Here is a 16,727-nt window from a genome sequence, read left to right as displayed (position 1 = left end):
GGGTTGGGGATACGCTGATCGGGGTGTCCCGCAGTCGCCCTGATCCCTTGATGTGCAGCACTGGCGCCGAGGTGCGCTGGGTGGAAGCAGACCTTGGCGTGCCTGGCCAAGCGGCGCACGTCATCGAGCAGGCGGTGGCGGCAGGCGGGCTGGACACACTGATCTATAACCTGGGCATCTGGGAGGCGCGGGCGTTTGATCCGGCGTACAGCTATCTCACCGACGAGGACACGCAACTGGAAGCCATCGTCAGTTGCAACATCACCGCACCGCTGTTGTTGATCAAGCGGCTGCTGCCGGTGTTATTGAAGAGCCCACAGCCGCGCATCATCCTCACAGGCTCGACCTCAGGACTGCCCCAGAGCGGCCGGCCCGAAGTGGCGTTCGGCGCCTCGAAATTCGCCTTGCGCGGCATCGCCGATGCGCTGCGAGAAGGCTATCGCCAGCAGCGCCTGGGCGTCACTTGCCTGAACCTGGGTTATCTGAATACCGAAGATTCCTTGAGCACCTCACGCACCCAGGCCGAACAGCGCGGTGAGGGCCAATTGATTCCGGTGCATGACGTGGTGCAGGTGGTGCGTATGGTCTTGAGCCTGTCCGGCGCCAGTTTCGTCAAGGAGCTGACGTTGCCGGCGCTGCTGGATGAACGCTTCTAGCAGGTTTCGCCAGTGGGGCGCCCTGCCCTGACGCAATTCAAAGACAACCAAATGACCACCCATCGCAAAAAAAACATCCAATCGAACCTAATCGACGGCGCCCCACTCCACCTTACTTAACCCGGATGGTGGAGTAAGGATCATGGCTCAGCCATCGATATTGGTGCTGGAAGACGACGAAATCATTCGCTCGTTGATGGTAGATGTACTGGAGGATTTCGGCGCGGTGGTGACCTCGTTCCCGTCCGCAGACGAAGGAATGATTTTTCTTGAACGAGCCAGTGATCCGGTAGACTTGATTGTCAGCGATATCCAGATGCCCGGCCTGCTCAATGGCTACGACTTGAGCAAAGTAGTCGCCCATCGCTGGCCGACGCTGCCGGTGGTGCTGACCTCGGGCAACACCGCAATGGCCTCGCAGTTGGGCAGCACCGTGCGGTTCCTGCCCAAGCCGTGGACCACCAAGCGCCTGATCGACTGCGTGCAGTCGGCCCTGGTGCAGGGTTCGCCCATGCACTGATAGCATCGCGATATCAGCCAAAGCGAACTTCACGGCGACTCCTGCGGTCAGTTATTAAGCAACCTTACATGGCCAGCAGGCCCCCAGTTCGAGTTTACTGAATGCATTCACAGGCCCATGACGTTGGTGCGCCCCCTGTACTTGAAGCCCTGCGCTCGGGTACCGCTTTACTGCACGTCGCCCTGGAAAAGCGCTTGCCGTTTTTCTCCCCGCAGCTGGATCACACTCGGTATAAACGCCTGCTCCAGGCCTATTACGGGTTCTACAACCCTCTGGAAACGACGCTGCACGACAGCGGCTTGATACCCGTGGGGTTTGATCAGGTGCTGCGTCGCAAAACTCCCACCTTGCTGACGGATCTTCACGCCCTGGGCCTGGACGCCCGAGCCATCGCCGCCCTTCCCCATTGCATGTCGCTACCGCTCCTCGACACGCCGGCCGCCTGCCTGGGCGCGCTGTATGTGTTGGAAGGCGCCACCCTGGGCGGGCAAATCCTGCGCCGGGAAATGGCCCAGCGCCTGGGACTGGATGCCGACAACGGCGGCGCGTTTCTCAACGTGTACGGCGCTGAAACCGGTCGGCGCTGGAAAGACTTTCTCGACTACCTGAGCCATGTGCCCCTCGATGCGCACGCCAAACTGCGCGCCGTGAACGCGGCCCGCTCGACATTCAGCTGCTTTGAGCAATGGCTCGACAGCCAGGAGGTACTGCTATGAAACCCGAAGATTTTGAAGAGTTGCTTGCCAACTGTGCAGACGAACCCATCCGCTTCCCGGGGGCCATCCAGCCCCACGGTGCGCTGCTGACCCTGTCCGAGCCGGACCTGCATATCGTGCAGGTGAGCGCCAACGTAGCCGAACTGTTCAACCACTCACCGGAATCCTTGCTAGGCCAGCCGCTGCACACATTGATCGGCATTGAACATGCCGAAGCCGTCCGGGCCATGGTCACGCAAAACAGCTTTTTCGACGCCGCACCGCTGCACATGACCCTCAACGGCGCCGAGTTCGAAGGCTTGCTGCACCGCCATCAGGATGTACTGGTGCTGGAGTTCGAACCACGGCTCAAGGACTTCCAGCCGCGGGCACTCAATGGCCGGACCAGCAACCTGGGCAAGATGCTGCAACGCCTGCAGGCGGCGAAAACCCTGCAAGCATTGTATGAAATCAGCGTCAACGAAATCCAGGCCATGACCGGCTACGACCGGGTGCTGATTTATCGTTTCGAAGAGGAAGGCCACGGCCAGGTGATCGCCGAAGCGTCCGCCCCGTCGATGGAATTGTTCAACGGCCTGTTCTTCCCGGCGTCTGACATCCCCGAACAAGCCCGGGAGCTGTACCGCACCAATTGGCTGCGGATCATCCCCAATGCCGATTACGAGGCAGTGCCGCTGGTGCCCAGGTTGCGCCCGGACACCGGCCAGCCCCTGGACCTGAGCTTCGCCACCCTGCGCAGCGTGTCGCCGATTCACTGCCAGTACATGAAAAACATGGGGGTGCTGTCGTCCATGAGCATCTCCCTGATGGCCGGCGACAAACTCTGGGGCCTGATCAGTTGCGGCAACCGCCAGCCGCTGCTGGTGCCCAATGATTTGCGCACCGCGTGCCAGACCATCGGCCAGGTGCTGTCGTTGCAGATCAGCGCCATGGAGGCCCTGGACCTAAGCCGCCAGCGCGAAGAAAAAGTCGAGGCCCTGGCCTTGCTCAGCCAGGCCATGCAGGCCTCGCCCGCAAACGTCTTCGATGGCTTGGCGCAGCGTCCGCAATTGCTGATGGACCTGACCCTCGCAGGCGGGGTGGCGATCATCGAAGACAAGCAACTGCACCGTTACGGCAATTGCCCGGAACCTGCGCAGATTCGCGCCCTGCACAAGTGGCTGCAAGAGACCGGGCAGCCGGTGTTTGCCAGCCATAACCTGGCCTCGGTTTACCCGCCGGCGGCTGAATACCAGCACGTAGCCAGTGGCGTGCTGGCCATGAGCTTGCCCAAGCCGGTGGACAACGGCGTGTTGTGGTTTCGTCCCGAAGTGAAGGAAAACATCAACTGGAGCGGCGACCCGAACAAACCCCTGGACCTGGAAAGCACCGACGCGGGCCTGCACCTTCGCCCACGCACCTCGTTTGAAATCTGGAAGGTGGAGATGGCCGGCATTTCCACCAAATGGAGCCACGGTGACCGCTTCGCCGCCAACGACCTGCGCCGCTCGGCCCTGGAAAATGACCTGGCCCGCCAGGTGCTGCGTGAACAACAGGCGGTGCGCGCCCGGGATGAACTGGTGGCGGTGGTTTCCCACGACCTGCGCAACCCGATGACGGTGATCTCGATGCTCTGCGGCATGATGCAAAAGGCCTTCAGTTCCGATGGCCCACACACCTCGCGACGGATTTCCTCGGCCATCGATACCATGCAACAAGCCGCCGGGCGCATGAATGTGCTGCTGGAAGATTTGCTCGACACCTCGAAGATCGAAGCCGGGCGCTACACCGTCAAGCCGGTGGCCCTGGACGTGAGCCAGATGTTCGAGGAGGCCTATTCACTGCTCGCGCCCCTGGCGATGGAAAAGGGCATCGACCTGTCCTTCAATGCCGAACCCGGGCTGCAAATCCATGCCGACCCGGAACGGTTGTTCCAGGTGCTGTCGAACCTGATCGGCAACGCCATCAAGTTCACCCCGCGCCAGGGCAATATCGGCATCAGTGCGTTGAGCAATGGCGAAGAGATCGTGTTTTCGGTGCGTGACTCCGGCGAAGGGATCGCCCCTGATCAGTTGCCTCACGTGTTTGATCGCTACTGGACGCAAACCGAAAACAATCCCACCGGCAGCGGCCTGGGCCTGTACATCACCCAAGGCATCGTGCAGGCCCACGGCGGGCGGATCGAGGCTGAGAGTGAGTTGGGGCGAGGCAGCGAATTTCGGTTTACGGTGCCCAAGCCGGCTTGAAACGGCGCCTCATCGAGACGGCGAAGCATATGGAAACCCAAAGGCCCGGAACGCCGGACCGGGCCAGGGCCACTGATCAGGACGCACTCAAAGGGAGGTGAATGCGCACACTTCACGTCCTTTCTAATGAGAGCCAACATCTATGTCCTTTCCAATCATTGGCAGCGCTTTCCATATCCAATCCTTCAATCAACCCACTCATTCGCCTCAAGCCACTCAACCCGTCCAACCTGTTCAGCCGGCCCTCAAACCAAACGATGAGCCCTCGCGTAGCAGCTCCAACCAGCAAATTTTTCAGTCGAATAGCGGTAATCTGACTGATCTGGGAAAAGGCAATTTGCCGTGAGGGTTTAAGCCTTCCTAAACCGGCAACACCACCACGGCGGCCAACCCGCCACACGGGCGATTCTCCAACGTCAGCGTTCCACCGTGTTCCAGGACAATCGCCCGTGCCGTGGAAAGGCCCAAACCGACCCCGCCGGTACTTTTATTGCGTGAGCCTTCCAGCCGAAAGAACGGCAGGAACACCTGCTCATGCTGCTCCTGCGGGATGCCCGGGCCACGGTCCAGTACCCGTATCGTCACCACGCCCGGACTCTGTTGCAGTTCGATTTCCGGCGCCCGCCCGTAGTGGATCGCATTGTCCATCAGGTTGGTCATCACTCGCTTGAGCCCCAGCGGGCGACCGAAATACACCAGCCGTGGCGGGCCATTGAAGGTGATGTCGATGGACTGGTCGCGGTAATCGTCAATCAGCGTTTGCAGCAACTCAGCGAGGTCAAGTTGGGTAGCCTGTTCCAGACGCGCATCGTCGCGAAAGAATTCCAGCGCGGTGTTGATCATCGCCTGCATCTCGTCGACATCCCGGAACAGGCGGTGCTGCTGGTCGGCATCTTCGATGAATTCCCCCCGCAGGCGCAGGCGGGTCAGCGGCGCACGCAGGTCATGGGAAATCGCGGCGAGCATCTGGGTGCGGTCCTGGATGAAGTGCTGCAACTGCGCCTGCATGCCGTTGAACGCGAGAATCGCCTGGCGGATTTCCTGGGGGCCGACCGGCTCGATAGGCGGCGCACGAAAGTCGGCGCCGAAACGTCGCACACCCTGGGCGAAATACTGCAGCGGCCGGGCCAGGCGCCGGGTGGCGATCAGCGTGACCAGCGCGGTGGAAATCAGTACCAGCATCAGCACGATCAGGCTTCGCGGGCCTTCCGCCAGGCCCCAGCTGCGCGACGGCGCGCTGAACATCAGCCAGGATTCATCCACCAGCTGCACCACCAGCGCATAGCGCCCGCCGGGGCCAGGCCAGTCGGACGGTTCGTAGGCTTCCATTCGCCGCTCCGGCCCCTTGAGCAGCTGCTTGAACACCTGGTCGGAGTGAAACCCCGGGTCTTCCAGAACCGGCACATCAATGCCTGTGCGGGTGGCCGACCAACTCACATTGAAGCTGTCATCGGCCACTGCCCGAGTCAGTTGCGCGCGCTGGGACGGCTCTGCCGCTTCGATCATCCGCACGATCACCGCGACCTTCTCCAACAGGCCGGTTTCACCCAACGGCGGCCTGGCCCAAACGCCAGCCAGTTGCACAAACAGCGCATTGAAGGCCAGCGCAGTGAGCATCGCAATCAGGATAGTCAGGGCAATCCAGCGGGCCACGGTGTCCCGGGGTTTGAAGCGGCTCATGAGCGGGTCACCGCGACGGTGAACTGGTAACCACCGTTGCGCACCGTACGAATCATCGCCGGGCGCTTGGTGTCGAACTCCAGCTTGCGTCGCAGGCGGCTGACCTGCACGTCGATGCTGCGGTCGAACGCGTCGTGGCTATGGCCCCGCGCCAGGTTCAGCAATTGCTCGCGGGTGAGCACGCGCTGCGGGTGTTCGACGAACACCAGCAGCAGGTCGAACTCCCCGGACGACAACGGGATCATCACCTGGTCCGGCGAGCGCAACTCACGGCGCGTCAGGTCCAGTTGCCAGCCGGCGAAACGAATCAGCGGGCGCGACACGTCGCCCAACGTCGGCCGGTTTTCACCCGCCCGACGCAGTACGGCGCGCACCCGGGCAAGTAATTCACGGGCATCGAAAGGTTTGCTCAGGTAATCATCGGCGCCCATTTCCAGGCCCACCACGCGATCACTCAGTTCGCCCATGGCGGTCAGCATGATCACCGGTGTTGCGTATTGCTGGCGCAGGCGCTGGCACAGCAACAGGCCGTTATCCCCCGGCAGCATCAGGTCGAGGATGATCAGGTCGGCAGGTGTACGCTCCATGGCCGCCCACAGCTCGGCGCCATTGGCGGCGGTCTCGACCGTGTAGCCATGTTGCAGGAAGAATTTCTTCAGCAGGGCGAGGACCTCGAGGTCATCGTCCACGATTAAAAGATGGCTCACCGATGGGCATCACTTGGTCTTGTCGATGCGCCATCTAAAACCATTCGACGCGGCCCGTCATATATTTCAATCGTGCAATAAAGCGTCAACGGCGCAATAAAGCAGACATCTTTGCGCAAGCTGCGGCTGCCAGCATCGGCTTCCTTTTCCCGGAGACTGACCCCATGCGCTCGCTGACGTACCCCCAGCACCTGGCTCGCCAGGCGGTGTTGTTGCTGACTGTGTCTTACCTCACAGGCTGCGCGAGCCCGGCCAACGTAACGAGTACCACACGCTGCGCACAGGTTTCCTACCCGGTGTATGACCCCGCCGAACCAGTCAACCGGGGCGTGTTCGCCTTCAACCGCGCGGTGGATGACTACGCCCTGGCGCCTGTAGCCCGAGGCTACCGATACATGCCGGAGTTTTTCCAGCAGGGTGTGCATAACTTCGCCAGCAACTTCAGCGAGCCCAAGGTCTTCATCAACGACCTGCTGCAAGGCAACCCACGGCGCTCGATCAACACCCTGGGACGTTTTGCGGTGAACACCACCGTGGGGATCGTCGGCTTGATTGATGTCTCGGACCCGCTGGGCATCCCTCGCCACACCGCCGACTTCGGCCAGACCTTTGGCGTGTGGGGGATTGGCAACGGACCGATTGTCGAACTGCCGTTGCTGGGCACCGGCAACAGCCGCGATGCGGCGGGCAAGGTCCTGAACTTCCTGGTGGCGCCGCTGGGCGACAGCGATACCGTGCAAACCCTGGGCACCATCAGCCTGGTGGGTGGCACAGTGGACACGCGCGCCTCGTTGCTGCCGCTGACCGACAGCCTGCAAAAGCTGCCGGACTACTACAGTGCCTTGCGTAACGTGGTGGCCGAACACCGCGCGGCCTTTGTGCTGGAGGGCAAGCAGGGGGCGACGTCGCCTCAGGCCGATAATTGTGCACAGGGAGCCGGCGATGATTTCTGAATCAAGCTCACTGGTCCTGCAACGTCAGGTTCGTAAACGCGGGACCAGCGCCCTGCTCTGCCGGGAGACCCGCCTGAGCCTGTCGTCGGAGCAGGGCCGCCTGGTGCTGAGCCGCTATGTCGAACGGTACAGCCCGCAGGGTGTGCGCTGGGTCGAGCGCCAGCACAGTGTGGCCCTGGCCGAAGTGCTGCGCTGGATGATTGCCGAAGGCGAGACCTGCGCCACGCAGTCATGATTTGAGATGAAAGGTTTATAGCCCGGGCCAGTGGGCGCCGGGTAATTTGCCGCTCGCCCGGGTATCGCGCCTTAACAAAACGCTGACATTCAATGCGTTACCTTTTCGGCCCAACCTTGCCCAGAGCCGTTGCCTTGATGCCTCACCCCGACACACTTCTCGCTGTACTCGCCGGCCCGTTGCTGCGACGCCTGGAACCGCGGCGCCTGGTGATGTGGCTGGTGGGAAGTCGTCCCCTGGCATTGACCCTGAGGCTGCAAGTCGCCCAAGGCGCGGCGCTCGATATCGAGTTGGACGCCAGCCAATGCAAGGTGGTGCCCGTCGGGCGCCAGGCCTTTATCCACCTGATCGACGTACCGCTGGCGGAAGCCCTGCCCCAGGACGTGAGCATCGGCTACGACCTGCTGGTAAACCGTGCCGGTATCGCCGAATGGGCGCCGCACCTGCTCTACCCGGGCGCACAAGGCCCGCATTTCGTCCTGCACAGCCGCATCCACCAATTGGTCCACGGTTCCTGCCGCAAGCCCCATCACAGCGCAGCCGACGGTTTGCTGTGTGTCGACCGGCTGCTGGCCGCATCGAACACCCTGGAGGAACGCCCGGCCTTGTTAATGATGAGTGGCGACCAGGTCTACGCCGACGATGTCGCGGGGCCGATGCTGCGGGCCATTCATGCGCTGATCACGCGCCTCGGCCTGTTCGACGAACACCTCGACGGTGCCGTCGTCGACAACAGCGCCGCGCTTTATGAGCATGCCGCCAGCTACTACCATCGAGCCGACCTGTTGCCCGCCCTGAAGAGCAACGAGACCCTGCGCGAGCGTTTTTTTGGCGGGGTGAAGAAGCCTATTTTCACCAGCAGCAGCGCCGACAACCACCTGGTGACTTTTGCCGAAGTCATGGCGATGTACCTGCTGGCGTGGTCGCCCGTACCGTGGCAGCTGATCACCCCGCAAGCGCCGCAACTGCGCGCCGAAGGGCACGTACGCTATGGGCACGAGCAAGTGCAGATCGACACGTTCCGTGACGGCCTGGGTGGCGTGGCCAGGGTGTTCGCCCACCTCTCCTGCCTGATGATCTTCGACGATCACGACATCACCGACGACTGGAACCTCAGCGCCCAATGGGAAGAAACCGCCTACGGGCATCCGTTCTCCAAGCGCATCATCGGCAACGCACTGCTGGCCTACATGCTGTGCCAGGGCTGGGGCAATAACCCGGATGCGTTCGATACGGTGATCGGCAAAACCCTGGCGCTCACCACACAGGCCCACGACAACTACCTGCAGCCTGACGCTCAAGATGAGCTGGTGGATGACCTGCTGAAGTTCCAGCAATGGCATTACGTGCTGCCCACCACCCCCGCACTGGTAGTGCTCGACACCCGTACCCGGCGCTGGCGCAGCGAGTTCAACCTCAAGCAACCCTCCGGCCTGCTGGACTGGGAAGCACTGAGCGAACTGCAACAGGAGCTGCTGGATCACCCTTGCGCGATCATCGTTTCACCGGCGCCGATCTTCGGCGTCAAGCTGATCGAAACCGTGCAGAAGGCCTTCAGCTGGTGCGGCTACCCGCTGTTGGTGGACGCGGAAAACTGGATGGCCCATCGCGGCGCGGCACAGGTGATCCTCAACATCTTTCGTCACTCCCGCACACCGGGCAACTATGTGATCCTCTCGGGAGACGTGCACTACTCGTTCGTCTATGAAGTGCTGATTCGCCACCGCAATGCCGGTCCAAAAATCTGGCAGATCACCAGCAGCGGCATCAAGAACGAATTCCCGCCGCGCTTGCTGGAATGGTTCGACCGTCTCAATCGATGGCTCTACTCACCGCGCTCACCGCTGAACTGGTTCACCCGTCGCCGACTCATGCAGGTAGTGCCGCATATTCCGGAACACGCTGAAGCGGGCGAACGGCTCTGGAATTCTGCCGGGATCGGGCAGGTGTTTTTTAACCGGCAGGGGCAGCCTGAGGCGATTTATCAGCACAATGCCAATGGGGCGCCCAGGACCAGGATGGCGGCGCCTGATCAGAAGCTGAACCCAAGCAAGTAGTGGCTTTTAGCCACATTCTCACTAGACCAAAGACCCCCTTCTAAGCGCCAAGGCGCCGTTGTACAGTACCGCCAGCCACGGAGTATCGGCATCAATTTTGGCTGGCCCCAGGAGCCAGTCCACGCAGGGAGTGCGCAATGGACGATACATCCGGCAGCGAACCGTCAAGGAAGGACTTTTGCGACCTTAACGCCGACATGCTGCATGCCATCATGGAGCTGGTCAGCGACGGGATCTGGGACTGGAACGCCAACACCGGGTTCGTCTACCGCAACCCCGGCTGGTACGAAATGCTCGGCTATGCCCATCACTCCCTGGAAAACAGCGTATTCACCTGGGAAAACGTGATTCATCCCGATGACTATCCCCAAGTGATGGTGCTGTTTGATAACTACATCAACCGCCGCACCACTCACTATCAAGCCGAATACCGCTGCCGCAAGAAAGACGGCTCCTACCTGTGGATCGAAGACCGCGGCTACGTGATCGCACGTAACAGCGACGGCTCGGTGGCACGCATGGTCGGCGCCCACCGCAGTATCCAGGCGCGCAAACAGTCCATCGAACAGCTGGAGCGCCGCAATCAATCCCTTGAAGCCCTGGTGGCCGAGCGCACCCGCGAGCTGTCGCGGGTCAATCAACAACTGCAGTTGCAACTGGACGAGAATCGCTCCCTGGCCGAACGCGACGCCTTGACTCGCGTGGCCAATCGTTACCGCCTTGAACGCGTCCTGCTGGAAGAGTGCGCTCGCGCCCAACGGTTTCGCCTGCCGCTGTCGCTGATCGCCATGGACATTGACGACTTCAAGCCCATCAACGATCAGCACGGCCATGCCGTAGGCGATGAAACCCTGGTGCGCGTGGTGGAATGCCTGGAGGCCTGCATTCGCCACGGCGACTTGCTGGCCCGCTGGGGCGGCGATGAATTCATGGTCATCGTGCCCAAAAGCACGTTGGAGACCGCGCGGGAATTGGCCGAGCGGATGCGCTGTGCGCTCAAGGACTTGCCCGCCGTGGGCAGCTTCAAGGTGACGTTGAGCCTCGGCGTGGTAGAGCGACGCAACGATGAGTCACCCGCCTGCCTGATGGCCAGGGCCGATCAGGCGTTGTATCGCTCCAAGGCGGCGGGCAAGGACACGGTTTCTTCGTGAAACCTCAGCGAACCGGCGGCGCGTACTGGATCCCGCCGTTGCTCCACAGGGCATTAAGGCCGCGCTTGATCTTCAGCACGCTGCCCTGGCCGATGTTGCGCTCGAACACCTCGCTGTAGTTGCCCACTTGCTTGACGATCTGCACGACCCAGTCCTTGCGCAGTTTCAGGTCCTTGCCGTAGTCACCGTCTGCGCCGAGCAAACGGGCGACGTCCGGGTTCTTGCTGGACTTGGCTTGCTCTTCAACGTTCTGCGAAGTGATGCCCATTTCCTCGGCATTGAGCATGGCGAACAACGTCCACTTGACGATGCTGAACCACTCGTCGTCGCCCTTGCGCACCAGCGGGCCCAATGGCTCCTTGGAAATGACTTCAGGCAATACGACGAACTCATCCGGGTGAGCCATCTTGATCCGCTGGGCGTACAGCCCCGACTGGTCGGTGGTAAGCACGTCGCAGCGGCCCGCTTCGAGGCCCTTGGCACTTTCGTCAGCAGTATCGAAGGTAATCGGCGTGTACTTCAGGCCGTTGGCGCGGAAGTAATCCGAGACGTTCAGCTCGGTGGTGGTGCCGGCCTGGATGCAGATGGTCGCGCCGTCCAGGTCCTTGGCGCTCTTCACACCGAGCTTGGTGTTCACCAGGAACCCGATGCCGTCGTAGTAGGTCACGCCGGTGAACACCATGCCCATGCCCGCGTCACGGGAACTGGTCCAGGTGGTGTTGCGGGAAATCAGGTCGATCTCGCCGGATTGCAACGCAGTGAAACGCTCCTTGGCGGTCAACTGGCTGAACTTCACTTTCGACGCGTCACCAAAGAGTGCTGCGGCGACGGCGTGGCACACGTCCACATCAATGCCGGTCATCTTGCCGTTGGCGTCCGGCACGCCAAAACCCGGCAACCCATCACTGACCCCACACTGGATAAAACCCTTCTTCTGGATCGCATCCAGGGTCGCCCCTGCGTGGGCGCTCCCTGCCAGTCCCAGTAATGCTGCGGCGGTGAATGCCGCCAACGTGGATTTCATGTGCTTCATGCAAGGCGCTCCCTGTCGGTCTTTATTATTCGGCGCCACAAACCCGCGCCGTTTATAGTGTTGCCGGTCAGTATCAACGGCTTTACACCTTGGCCACAAACGACGTTTAGGCAAAGGCTCCTTCCGATTTGGAATGAACTTCTCATGATCTCGAAACGCTTGACCCCTTCGATGACCGCCCTGCAGTGCTTCGAAGCCGCCGCCCGCCACCTGAGTTTCACCCGCGCTGCCGAAGAACTGCACCTGACCCAGAGCGCGGTGAGCAAGCAGGTGGCACAGCTCGAAGAGATGCTCTGCCACCCGCTGTTCCAGCGAGTGCGCCAGCGCTTGTACCTGTCGCCGGCGGGCTCGCTGTACCTGGAGGAAGTACGCAAGATCCTCAACCAGGTAGATATTTCCAGCCGCTACATCCTCACCTACGGTGGCGAGACCGAAGTGCTGCGCATCGCCACCCAGCCGACCTTCGGTGACCGCTGGCTGGTGCCCAAGCTCAAGGATTTTGCCGCGCGCCATCCCAATATCCACCTGGACGTGCGCAACGAACTGGAGCCGTTCGACGTGTTGCAGGCCAAGGCGGATATCGCGTTTTTCTTCGGCCAGGGAGCGTGGCCGGGGGCAACTTGCATCGAGTTGTTTCGCGAAGCCGTGGTGCCGGTCTGTGCCCCCGGGTTTGTTGCCGCTGGCAGCGACGCCTCGTCCCGCCACACCTTGCTGCAATGCACCTCGCGCCCGGAAGCCTGGCACGAGTGGTTTCTGGAACAGGGCCTGCACTCGCAAAACAGCTACCACGGGCCGCGTTTCGACACGTTCTACATGTGCATCCGCGCCGCGCAATCGGGGTACGGCGTGGCGTTGGTGCCGCAGTATCTGGTGGCCGAGGAATTGGCGAACGCCAGCCTGATGATCCCCTGGGATTACAGAATGCCGAGTGCCGGCGCGCACTTTATCGCCCATGCCGAACATGCCGGGGAGATCCCGAAAGTGAAGGCGTTCCTGAACTGGATGGTGGATGTGGCGAAGGAGCTTGCTCCCTCGCCATAGCACATCCCGACTTTTAATAATGACCCGGCGACTTTATTTCGTTTGCGGGGCAAGGCGGCTCACGGCTTAGATAAAAGGACGCATCCTATTCTTGAGTCCCGGATCCATGAGCCGCGAAACCATCAGCCAGTCGATTTCCATCGTCCACCCCATCAGTCTCAGCCATGGCCGGAACGCCGAAGTCTGGGACACCACCGGCAAGCGCTTCATCGATTTCGTCGGCGGCATCGGCGTGCTCAACCTGGGCCACTGCCACCCGCGTGTGGTGGAGGCGATCCGCGACCAGGCCACCAGGCTCACCCACTACGCCTTCAATGCTGCGCCTCACGCGCCCTACATCGAACTGATGGACCGTCTTACCGCATTCATCCCGGTGGATTACCCGGTCAGTGGCATGCTCACCAACAGTGGTGCGGAAGCGGCGGAAAACGCCCTGAAAATTGTCCGCGGCGCCACTGGCCGCACCGCCGTCATCGCCTTTGACGGTGCGTTTCATGGGCGCACGCTGGCGACGCTCAATCTCAACGGCAAGGTCGCACCCTACAAGCAAAAAGTCGGCGTATTGCCGGGGCCGGTGTTCCACCTGCCCTACCCCAGCCGCGACAACGGCGTGACCTGCGGCGAAGCACTCAAGGCGATGGACCGCCTGTTCAGCGTGGAAATCGACGTCGACGACGTGGCCTGTTTCATCATCGAACCCGTGCAGGGCGAAGGTGGTTTCCTGGCGCTGGACGTGGAATTTGCCCAGGCCCTGCGACGCTTCTGCGATGAGAAAAACATCCTGTTGATTGCCGATGAAATCCAGTCCGGCTTCGGCCGCACCGGCCAGCGCTTCGCCTTCTCACGCCTGGGCATCGAACCGGACCTGATCCTGCTGGGCAAAAGCATCGCCGGCGGTGTGCCGTTGGGTGCGGTGGTGGGTCGCAAGACATTGCTCGACAACCTGCCCAAAGGCGGCCTCGGCGGCACCTACTCCGGTAACCCGATTGCCTGCGCGGCGGCCTTGGCCACCCTGGATGAAATGACGGACGAGCACCTGCAAGGTTGGGGCACGCAGCAGGAAGAAGCGATCATCAGTCGCTATGAATCATGGTGTTCGAAAAGGCTCTCCCCCTACCTCGGCCGCTTGACCGGCGTGGGCGCCATGCGTGGCATCGAACTGGCCAACGCCGACGGCAGCCCGGCGCCACAACAACTGACCCAGCTGCTGGCACTGGCCCGCGAGGCGGGTTTGTTGCTGATGCCCAGCGGCAAATCGCGGCATATCATCCGCCTGCTGGCGCCGTTGACGATTGAAGCGGCGGTGCTGGAGGAAGGGCTGGATATTCTTGAAGAGTGTTTGGCGAAGTTGGCTTAAAAACCAGAAAGCCCGGCGGGAAGCCGGGCTTCGAACGGAAAACGTCAGTGGACGAGTCGGGCGACGCCAAAGGCGATGGCAGACAAGGCGCCAGCTGTTCCGACAAACCATTTCAGCAGTCGGGTTTCCAACGATTGCATATCCGTTCTGAAATTGGCGATTGAGAGATTCAACCTGGAGGTTGCTTCGAGCAGGTCGATTTTGGTCTGCATCAGATCGGACTTGGTGGCCATGTGCTCCTGCATGCCATCCAGCTTCGTCTCGACGCGCTCCAATCTTGCCTCAACTTGTGAAATACGCTTTTCCAAATCGTTTTCTCCTCCGTTGCCCCCACCGCCTGCGCCGCCTTTGCGGTCGTAGCCTGATGACGAACCTTGACGGTACTCCTGGCGAAGATAGCTCACATTATCCTTGAGGTCATTCGCCATTTCAGGCCTCCTTCTTTTGGGTCAAAGCATTCAGTCCATCAGCTACACCTTCCATGCAGTCGATAAACTCATTCAGCTTCACCCATGCTTCATCTGCCGCCTGTTTTACATCCACGTCTTCACTATGTTTGAGCGCACCGGACAAGCTAATGATGCCGGAGCCGAGCCTAGCAATTGCACTGTGATACTGACCGAGAATAATGACTAGTTCCCCGGCTGTTACGGCCTTTGCCTCACCTACGTTGTCGTCGCCTTCCATGTCGACCCCCCATCTGTTTTGGTGACGCAGATAACCACGCCCTCAAACACAAACCAACGCACAGATTGCTACCAAATCCGACGATCCAGCGCACTATTACCAATTCCGAAAGAATCCATCTTCCGTTTAGCCCTTTCTCTCCCCGCGCCAGGGCTTTATCCTTGTCAGCAACAAACTGAAACGTTTCATCATTCCACCAAACCATCGACCGCCCGTGTTCAACGCCCTTGTGCGAACGCGCCAGGCCGCTGTTTGCGTTTCAAAACCATAAAATATTAAGACCCCATTTTGCCTATGCCTGCTTTCCCAAACCTGCGCCTGTGCGCTGCGCTGTTACCGTTCGGCCTGATCAACTGTGCCCAGGCCGCACCTGCCTTTGACGCTGAATCACCGTGGATGCTGGGTGATTTCGGCGGCACTCGGACAGCGCTGTCTCAACAAGGCTACGACTTCAAATTCGACTACACCGGCGAAATGGGCAGCAACCTGCACGGCGGCTCGGATCACGACCGCACTGCGCGCTACAGCGACCAATTCGGCCTGGGCACGCACCTGGATCTGCAGAAGATCCTCGGCTGGCACGACGCCGAGTTCCAGTTGACGGTAACCGAGCGCAGCGGCAACAACATCACCAATGACCGGGTCAACGATCCGCGTGTGGGCGGTTTTACCTCGTCCCAGGAAGTCTGGGGCCGTGGCCAGACCTGGCGCCTGACGCAGATGTGGTATCAGCAGAAATTCTTCGACCAGAAGCTCGACATCAAGGCCGGGCGCTTTGGCGAAGGTGAAGACTTCAACAGCTTCCCCTGCGACTTCCAGAACCTCGCATTCTGCGGCTCGCAGGTCGGTAACTGGGTTGGCAGCATCTGGTACAACTGGCCGGTGAGCCAGTGGGCGTTGCGGGTCAAATATCACCTGACGCCCGAGTTGTACGCCCAGGTCGGCGCCTACGAACAGAACCCGTCCAACCTCGATCGCGGCAATGGCTTCAAGCTCAGCGGCAGCGGCACCCAAGGCGCCCTGCTCCCGGTTGAACTGGTATGGACGCCTACGTTGAACGGCCTGCCCGGCGAATACCGCGCCGGCTATTACTACAGCAGCGCCAAGGCCAGCGATGTGTACAAAGACCGCAACGACCAGCCGGCAGCCCTCAGCGGCGAGGCCTATCGCAGCGCCTCCAGCAAGCACGGGGTGTGGCTGGGGGTGCAGCAGCAAGTCACCAGCCTGGCCAGCGACCATTCGCGGGGCTTGAACGTGTTCGCCAACGGCACGATGCACGACAAGAAAACCAACGCTGTGGATAACTACGTGCAAGCCGGCGTGGTCTACAAGGGCCTGTTCGACGCTCGCGCCAAGGACGATATCGGTTTCGCCGTGGCCCGGGTGCACGTCAACCCGGCCTACCGCAAGAATGCCGAGGCAAGCAACCAGGCCCACGCGGTATACGACTTCGATGACCCATCCTACCTGCCGATTCAACACACGGAATACAGCGCTGAGCTCTATTACGGCATCCATGTCACCCAGTGGCTGACGGTGCGCCCGAATCTGCAATACATCCGTCACCCCGGAGCCGTGGCCCAGGTGGATGACGCGCTCATCGGCGGGATCAAGCTGCAAAGCTCATTCTGACGGTGTAAGTAAATTCTGAAGAAAACGAATTAGCCCTGAACCAAGCCTGCGCCGGAACGTCATCTACAGTGAACTGT

At 61.0% G+C, this 16,727-nt stretch carries 16 protein-coding genes; 11 read left to right on the top strand and 5 right to left on the bottom strand.

Going from position 1 to position 16,727, the window contains the following annotated elements:
• From AC3WKX_RS16775 to AC3WKX_RS16760, 4 genes are all read left to right on the top strand, one after another.
• The coding region (locus AC3WKX_RS16775; protein ID WP_102605923.1) for an SDR family NAD(P)-dependent oxidoreductase at positions 1-656 on the top strand (656 nt) is incomplete at its 5' end.
• Between the two features lie 142 nt (positions 657-798).
• The gene (locus AC3WKX_RS16770) at positions 799-1,176 is read left to right on the top strand and encodes a response regulator (protein ID WP_003210361.1); all 378 of its coding nucleotides are present in this window, start codon (positions 799-801) and stop codon (positions 1,174-1,176) included.
• A 101-nt stretch (positions 1,177-1,277) separates the two neighbouring features.
• Positions 1,278-1,892, top strand: a complete 615-nt coding sequence (locus tag AC3WKX_RS16765; protein WP_102605924.1) for a biliverdin-producing heme oxygenase — start codon at positions 1,278-1,280, stop codon at positions 1,890-1,892.
• A complete protein-coding gene (locus AC3WKX_RS16760; RefSeq protein WP_102605925.1) occupies positions 1,889-4,117 on the top strand; it encodes an ATP-binding protein in 2,229 nt (742 codons plus the stop codon). Before AC3WKX_RS16765 ends, AC3WKX_RS16760 begins: the two co-directional genes overlap by 4 nt.
• Positions 4,118-4,477: 360 nt before the next feature.
• Here AC3WKX_RS16760 and AC3WKX_RS16755 read toward each other — a convergent pair whose 3' ends face one another.
• Positions 4,478-5,797, bottom strand: coding sequence for an ATP-binding protein (locus tag AC3WKX_RS16755; protein WP_102368174.1), 1,320 nt, complete (start codon positions 5,795-5,797; stop codon positions 4,478-4,480).
• The gene (locus tag AC3WKX_RS16750; RefSeq protein ID WP_023659139.1) at positions 5,794-6,504 is read right to left on the bottom strand and encodes a response regulator; all 711 of its coding nucleotides are present in this window, start codon (positions 6,502-6,504) and stop codon (positions 5,794-5,796) included. Before AC3WKX_RS16750 ends, AC3WKX_RS16755 begins: the two co-directional genes overlap by 4 nt.
• A 164-nt stretch (positions 6,505-6,668) precedes the next feature.
• Between AC3WKX_RS16750 and AC3WKX_RS16745 the strand changes: the two genes are divergently transcribed.
• The 4 genes from AC3WKX_RS16745 to AC3WKX_RS16730 all read left to right on the top strand — a co-directional run bounded on the left by AC3WKX_RS16745 (position 6,669) and on the right by AC3WKX_RS16730 (position 10,900).
• Positions 6,669-7,457: an MlaA family lipoprotein gene (locus AC3WKX_RS16745; protein ID WP_003210369.1), complete on the top strand. Its 789-nt coding sequence runs from the start codon at positions 6,669-6,671 to the stop codon at positions 7,455-7,457.
• A complete protein-coding gene (locus tag AC3WKX_RS16740; RefSeq protein WP_003210371.1) occupies positions 7,447-7,692 on the top strand; it encodes a hypothetical protein in 246 nt (81 codons plus the stop codon). The genes AC3WKX_RS16745 and AC3WKX_RS16740 overlap by 11 nt, the downstream gene beginning before the upstream one ends.
• 137 nt (positions 7,693-7,829) lie before the next feature.
• Complete coding sequence (locus AC3WKX_RS16735) at positions 7,830-9,749, top strand: alkaline phosphatase D family protein (protein WP_102605926.1); 1,920 nt, start codon at positions 7,830-7,832, stop codon at positions 9,747-9,749.
• A 137-nt stretch (positions 9,750-9,886) separates the two neighbouring features.
• Positions 9,887-10,900, top strand: coding sequence for a sensor domain-containing diguanylate cyclase (locus AC3WKX_RS16730; RefSeq protein WP_102605927.1), 1,014 nt, complete (start codon positions 9,887-9,889; stop codon positions 10,898-10,900).
• A gap of 4 nt (positions 10,901-10,904) precedes the next feature.
• On the opposite strand, the gene AC3WKX_RS16725 is transcribed toward AC3WKX_RS16730, so the two are convergent.
• Entirely contained in the window at positions 10,905-11,933 is a 1,029-nt protein-coding gene (locus AC3WKX_RS16725; RefSeq protein ID WP_003210376.1) for an amino acid ABC transporter substrate-binding protein, read from the bottom strand.
• A gap of 144 nt (positions 11,934-12,077) precedes the next feature.
• On the opposite strand from AC3WKX_RS16725, the gene AC3WKX_RS16720 reads away from it, so the two are divergent.
• Both AC3WKX_RS16720 and AC3WKX_RS16715 read left to right on the top strand, forming a co-directional pair.
• Positions 12,078-12,974, top strand: coding sequence for a LysR substrate-binding domain-containing protein (locus AC3WKX_RS16720; protein WP_102605928.1), 897 nt, complete (start codon positions 12,078-12,080; stop codon positions 12,972-12,974).
• Between the two features lie 106 nt (positions 12,975-13,080).
• A complete protein-coding gene (locus AC3WKX_RS16715; protein WP_102605929.1) occupies positions 13,081-14,331 on the top strand; it encodes a 2-aminoadipate transaminase in 1,251 nt (416 codons plus the stop codon).
• Positions 14,332-14,375: 44 nt separating this feature from the next.
• Here the strand turns inward: AC3WKX_RS16715 and AC3WKX_RS16710 are convergent, their stop codons facing one another.
• Positions 14,376-14,759 carry a DUF1640 domain-containing protein gene (locus AC3WKX_RS16710; protein ID WP_102605930.1) on the bottom strand — a complete coding sequence of 128 codons (384 nt, stop codon included), beginning with the start codon at positions 14,757-14,759 and terminating at the stop codon, positions 14,376-14,378.
• Position 14,760: 1 nt separating this feature from the next.
• Complete coding sequence (locus tag AC3WKX_RS16705; protein ID WP_003210383.1) at positions 14,761-15,018, bottom strand: hypothetical protein; 258 nt, start codon at positions 15,016-15,018, stop codon at positions 14,761-14,763.
• 294 nt (positions 15,019-15,312) lie between these two features.
• Here AC3WKX_RS16705 and AC3WKX_RS16700 point away from each other — a divergent pair, with 294 nt between their 5' ends.
• On the top strand, positions 15,313-16,650 hold the full coding sequence (locus AC3WKX_RS16700) for a carbohydrate porin (RefSeq protein ID WP_102605931.1): 1,338 nt from the start codon (positions 15,313-15,315) through the stop codon (positions 16,648-16,650).
• The last annotated feature ends 77 nt before the right edge of the window (positions 16,651-16,727 follow it).

This window comes from Pseudomonas sp. GP01-A4 (assembly GCF_058780865.1).
The sequence above is the reverse complement of the archived record's forward strand: the minus strand, read 5'-3'. Positions and strand labels throughout refer to the sequence as shown.

What these genes read in the sequence shown, in the direction of transcription:
- AC3WKX_RS16705 (WP_003210383.1), bottom strand. Translation starts at nt 15,018, where the DNA reads ATGGAAGGCGACGACAACGTAGGTGAGGCAAAGGCCGTAACAGCCGGG.
- AC3WKX_RS16755 (WP_102368174.1), bottom strand. Translation starts at nt 5,797, where the DNA reads ATGAGCCGCTTCAAACCCCGGGACACCGTGGCCCGCTGGATTGCCCTG.
- AC3WKX_RS16770 (WP_003210361.1), top strand. Translation starts at nt 799, where the DNA reads ATGGCTCAGCCATCGATATTGGTGCTGGAAGACGACGAAATCATTCGC.
- AC3WKX_RS16765 (WP_102605924.1), top strand. Translation starts at nt 1,278, where the DNA reads ATGCATTCACAGGCCCATGACGTTGGTGCGCCCCCTGTACTTGAAGCC.
- AC3WKX_RS16725 (WP_003210376.1), bottom strand. Translation starts at nt 11,933, where the DNA reads ATGAAGCACATGAAATCCACGTTGGCGGCATTCACCGCCGCAGCATTA.
- AC3WKX_RS16735 (WP_102605926.1), top strand. Translation starts at nt 7,830, where the DNA reads ATGCCTCACCCCGACACACTTCTCGCTGTACTCGCCGGCCCGTTGCTG.
- AC3WKX_RS16715 (WP_102605929.1), top strand. Translation starts at nt 13,081, where the DNA reads ATGAGCCGCGAAACCATCAGCCAGTCGATTTCCATCGTCCACCCCATC.
- AC3WKX_RS16720 (WP_102605928.1), top strand. Translation starts at nt 12,078, where the DNA reads ATGATCTCGAAACGCTTGACCCCTTCGATGACCGCCCTGCAGTGCTTC.
- AC3WKX_RS16740 (WP_003210371.1), top strand. Translation starts at nt 7,447, where the DNA reads ATGATTTCTGAATCAAGCTCACTGGTCCTGCAACGTCAGGTTCGTAAA.
- AC3WKX_RS16760 (WP_102605925.1), top strand. Translation starts at nt 1,889, where the DNA reads ATGAAACCCGAAGATTTTGAAGAGTTGCTTGCCAACTGTGCAGACGAA.
- AC3WKX_RS16700 (WP_102605931.1), top strand. Translation starts at nt 15,313, where the DNA reads ATGCCTGCTTTCCCAAACCTGCGCCTGTGCGCTGCGCTGTTACCGTTC.
- AC3WKX_RS16745 (WP_003210369.1), top strand. Translation starts at nt 6,669, where the DNA reads ATGCGCTCGCTGACGTACCCCCAGCACCTGGCTCGCCAGGCGGTGTTG.
- AC3WKX_RS16730 (WP_102605927.1), top strand. Translation starts at nt 9,887, where the DNA reads ATGGACGATACATCCGGCAGCGAACCGTCAAGGAAGGACTTTTGCGAC.
- AC3WKX_RS16710 (WP_102605930.1), bottom strand. Translation starts at nt 14,759, where the DNA reads ATGGCGAATGACCTCAAGGATAATGTGAGCTATCTTCGCCAGGAGTAC.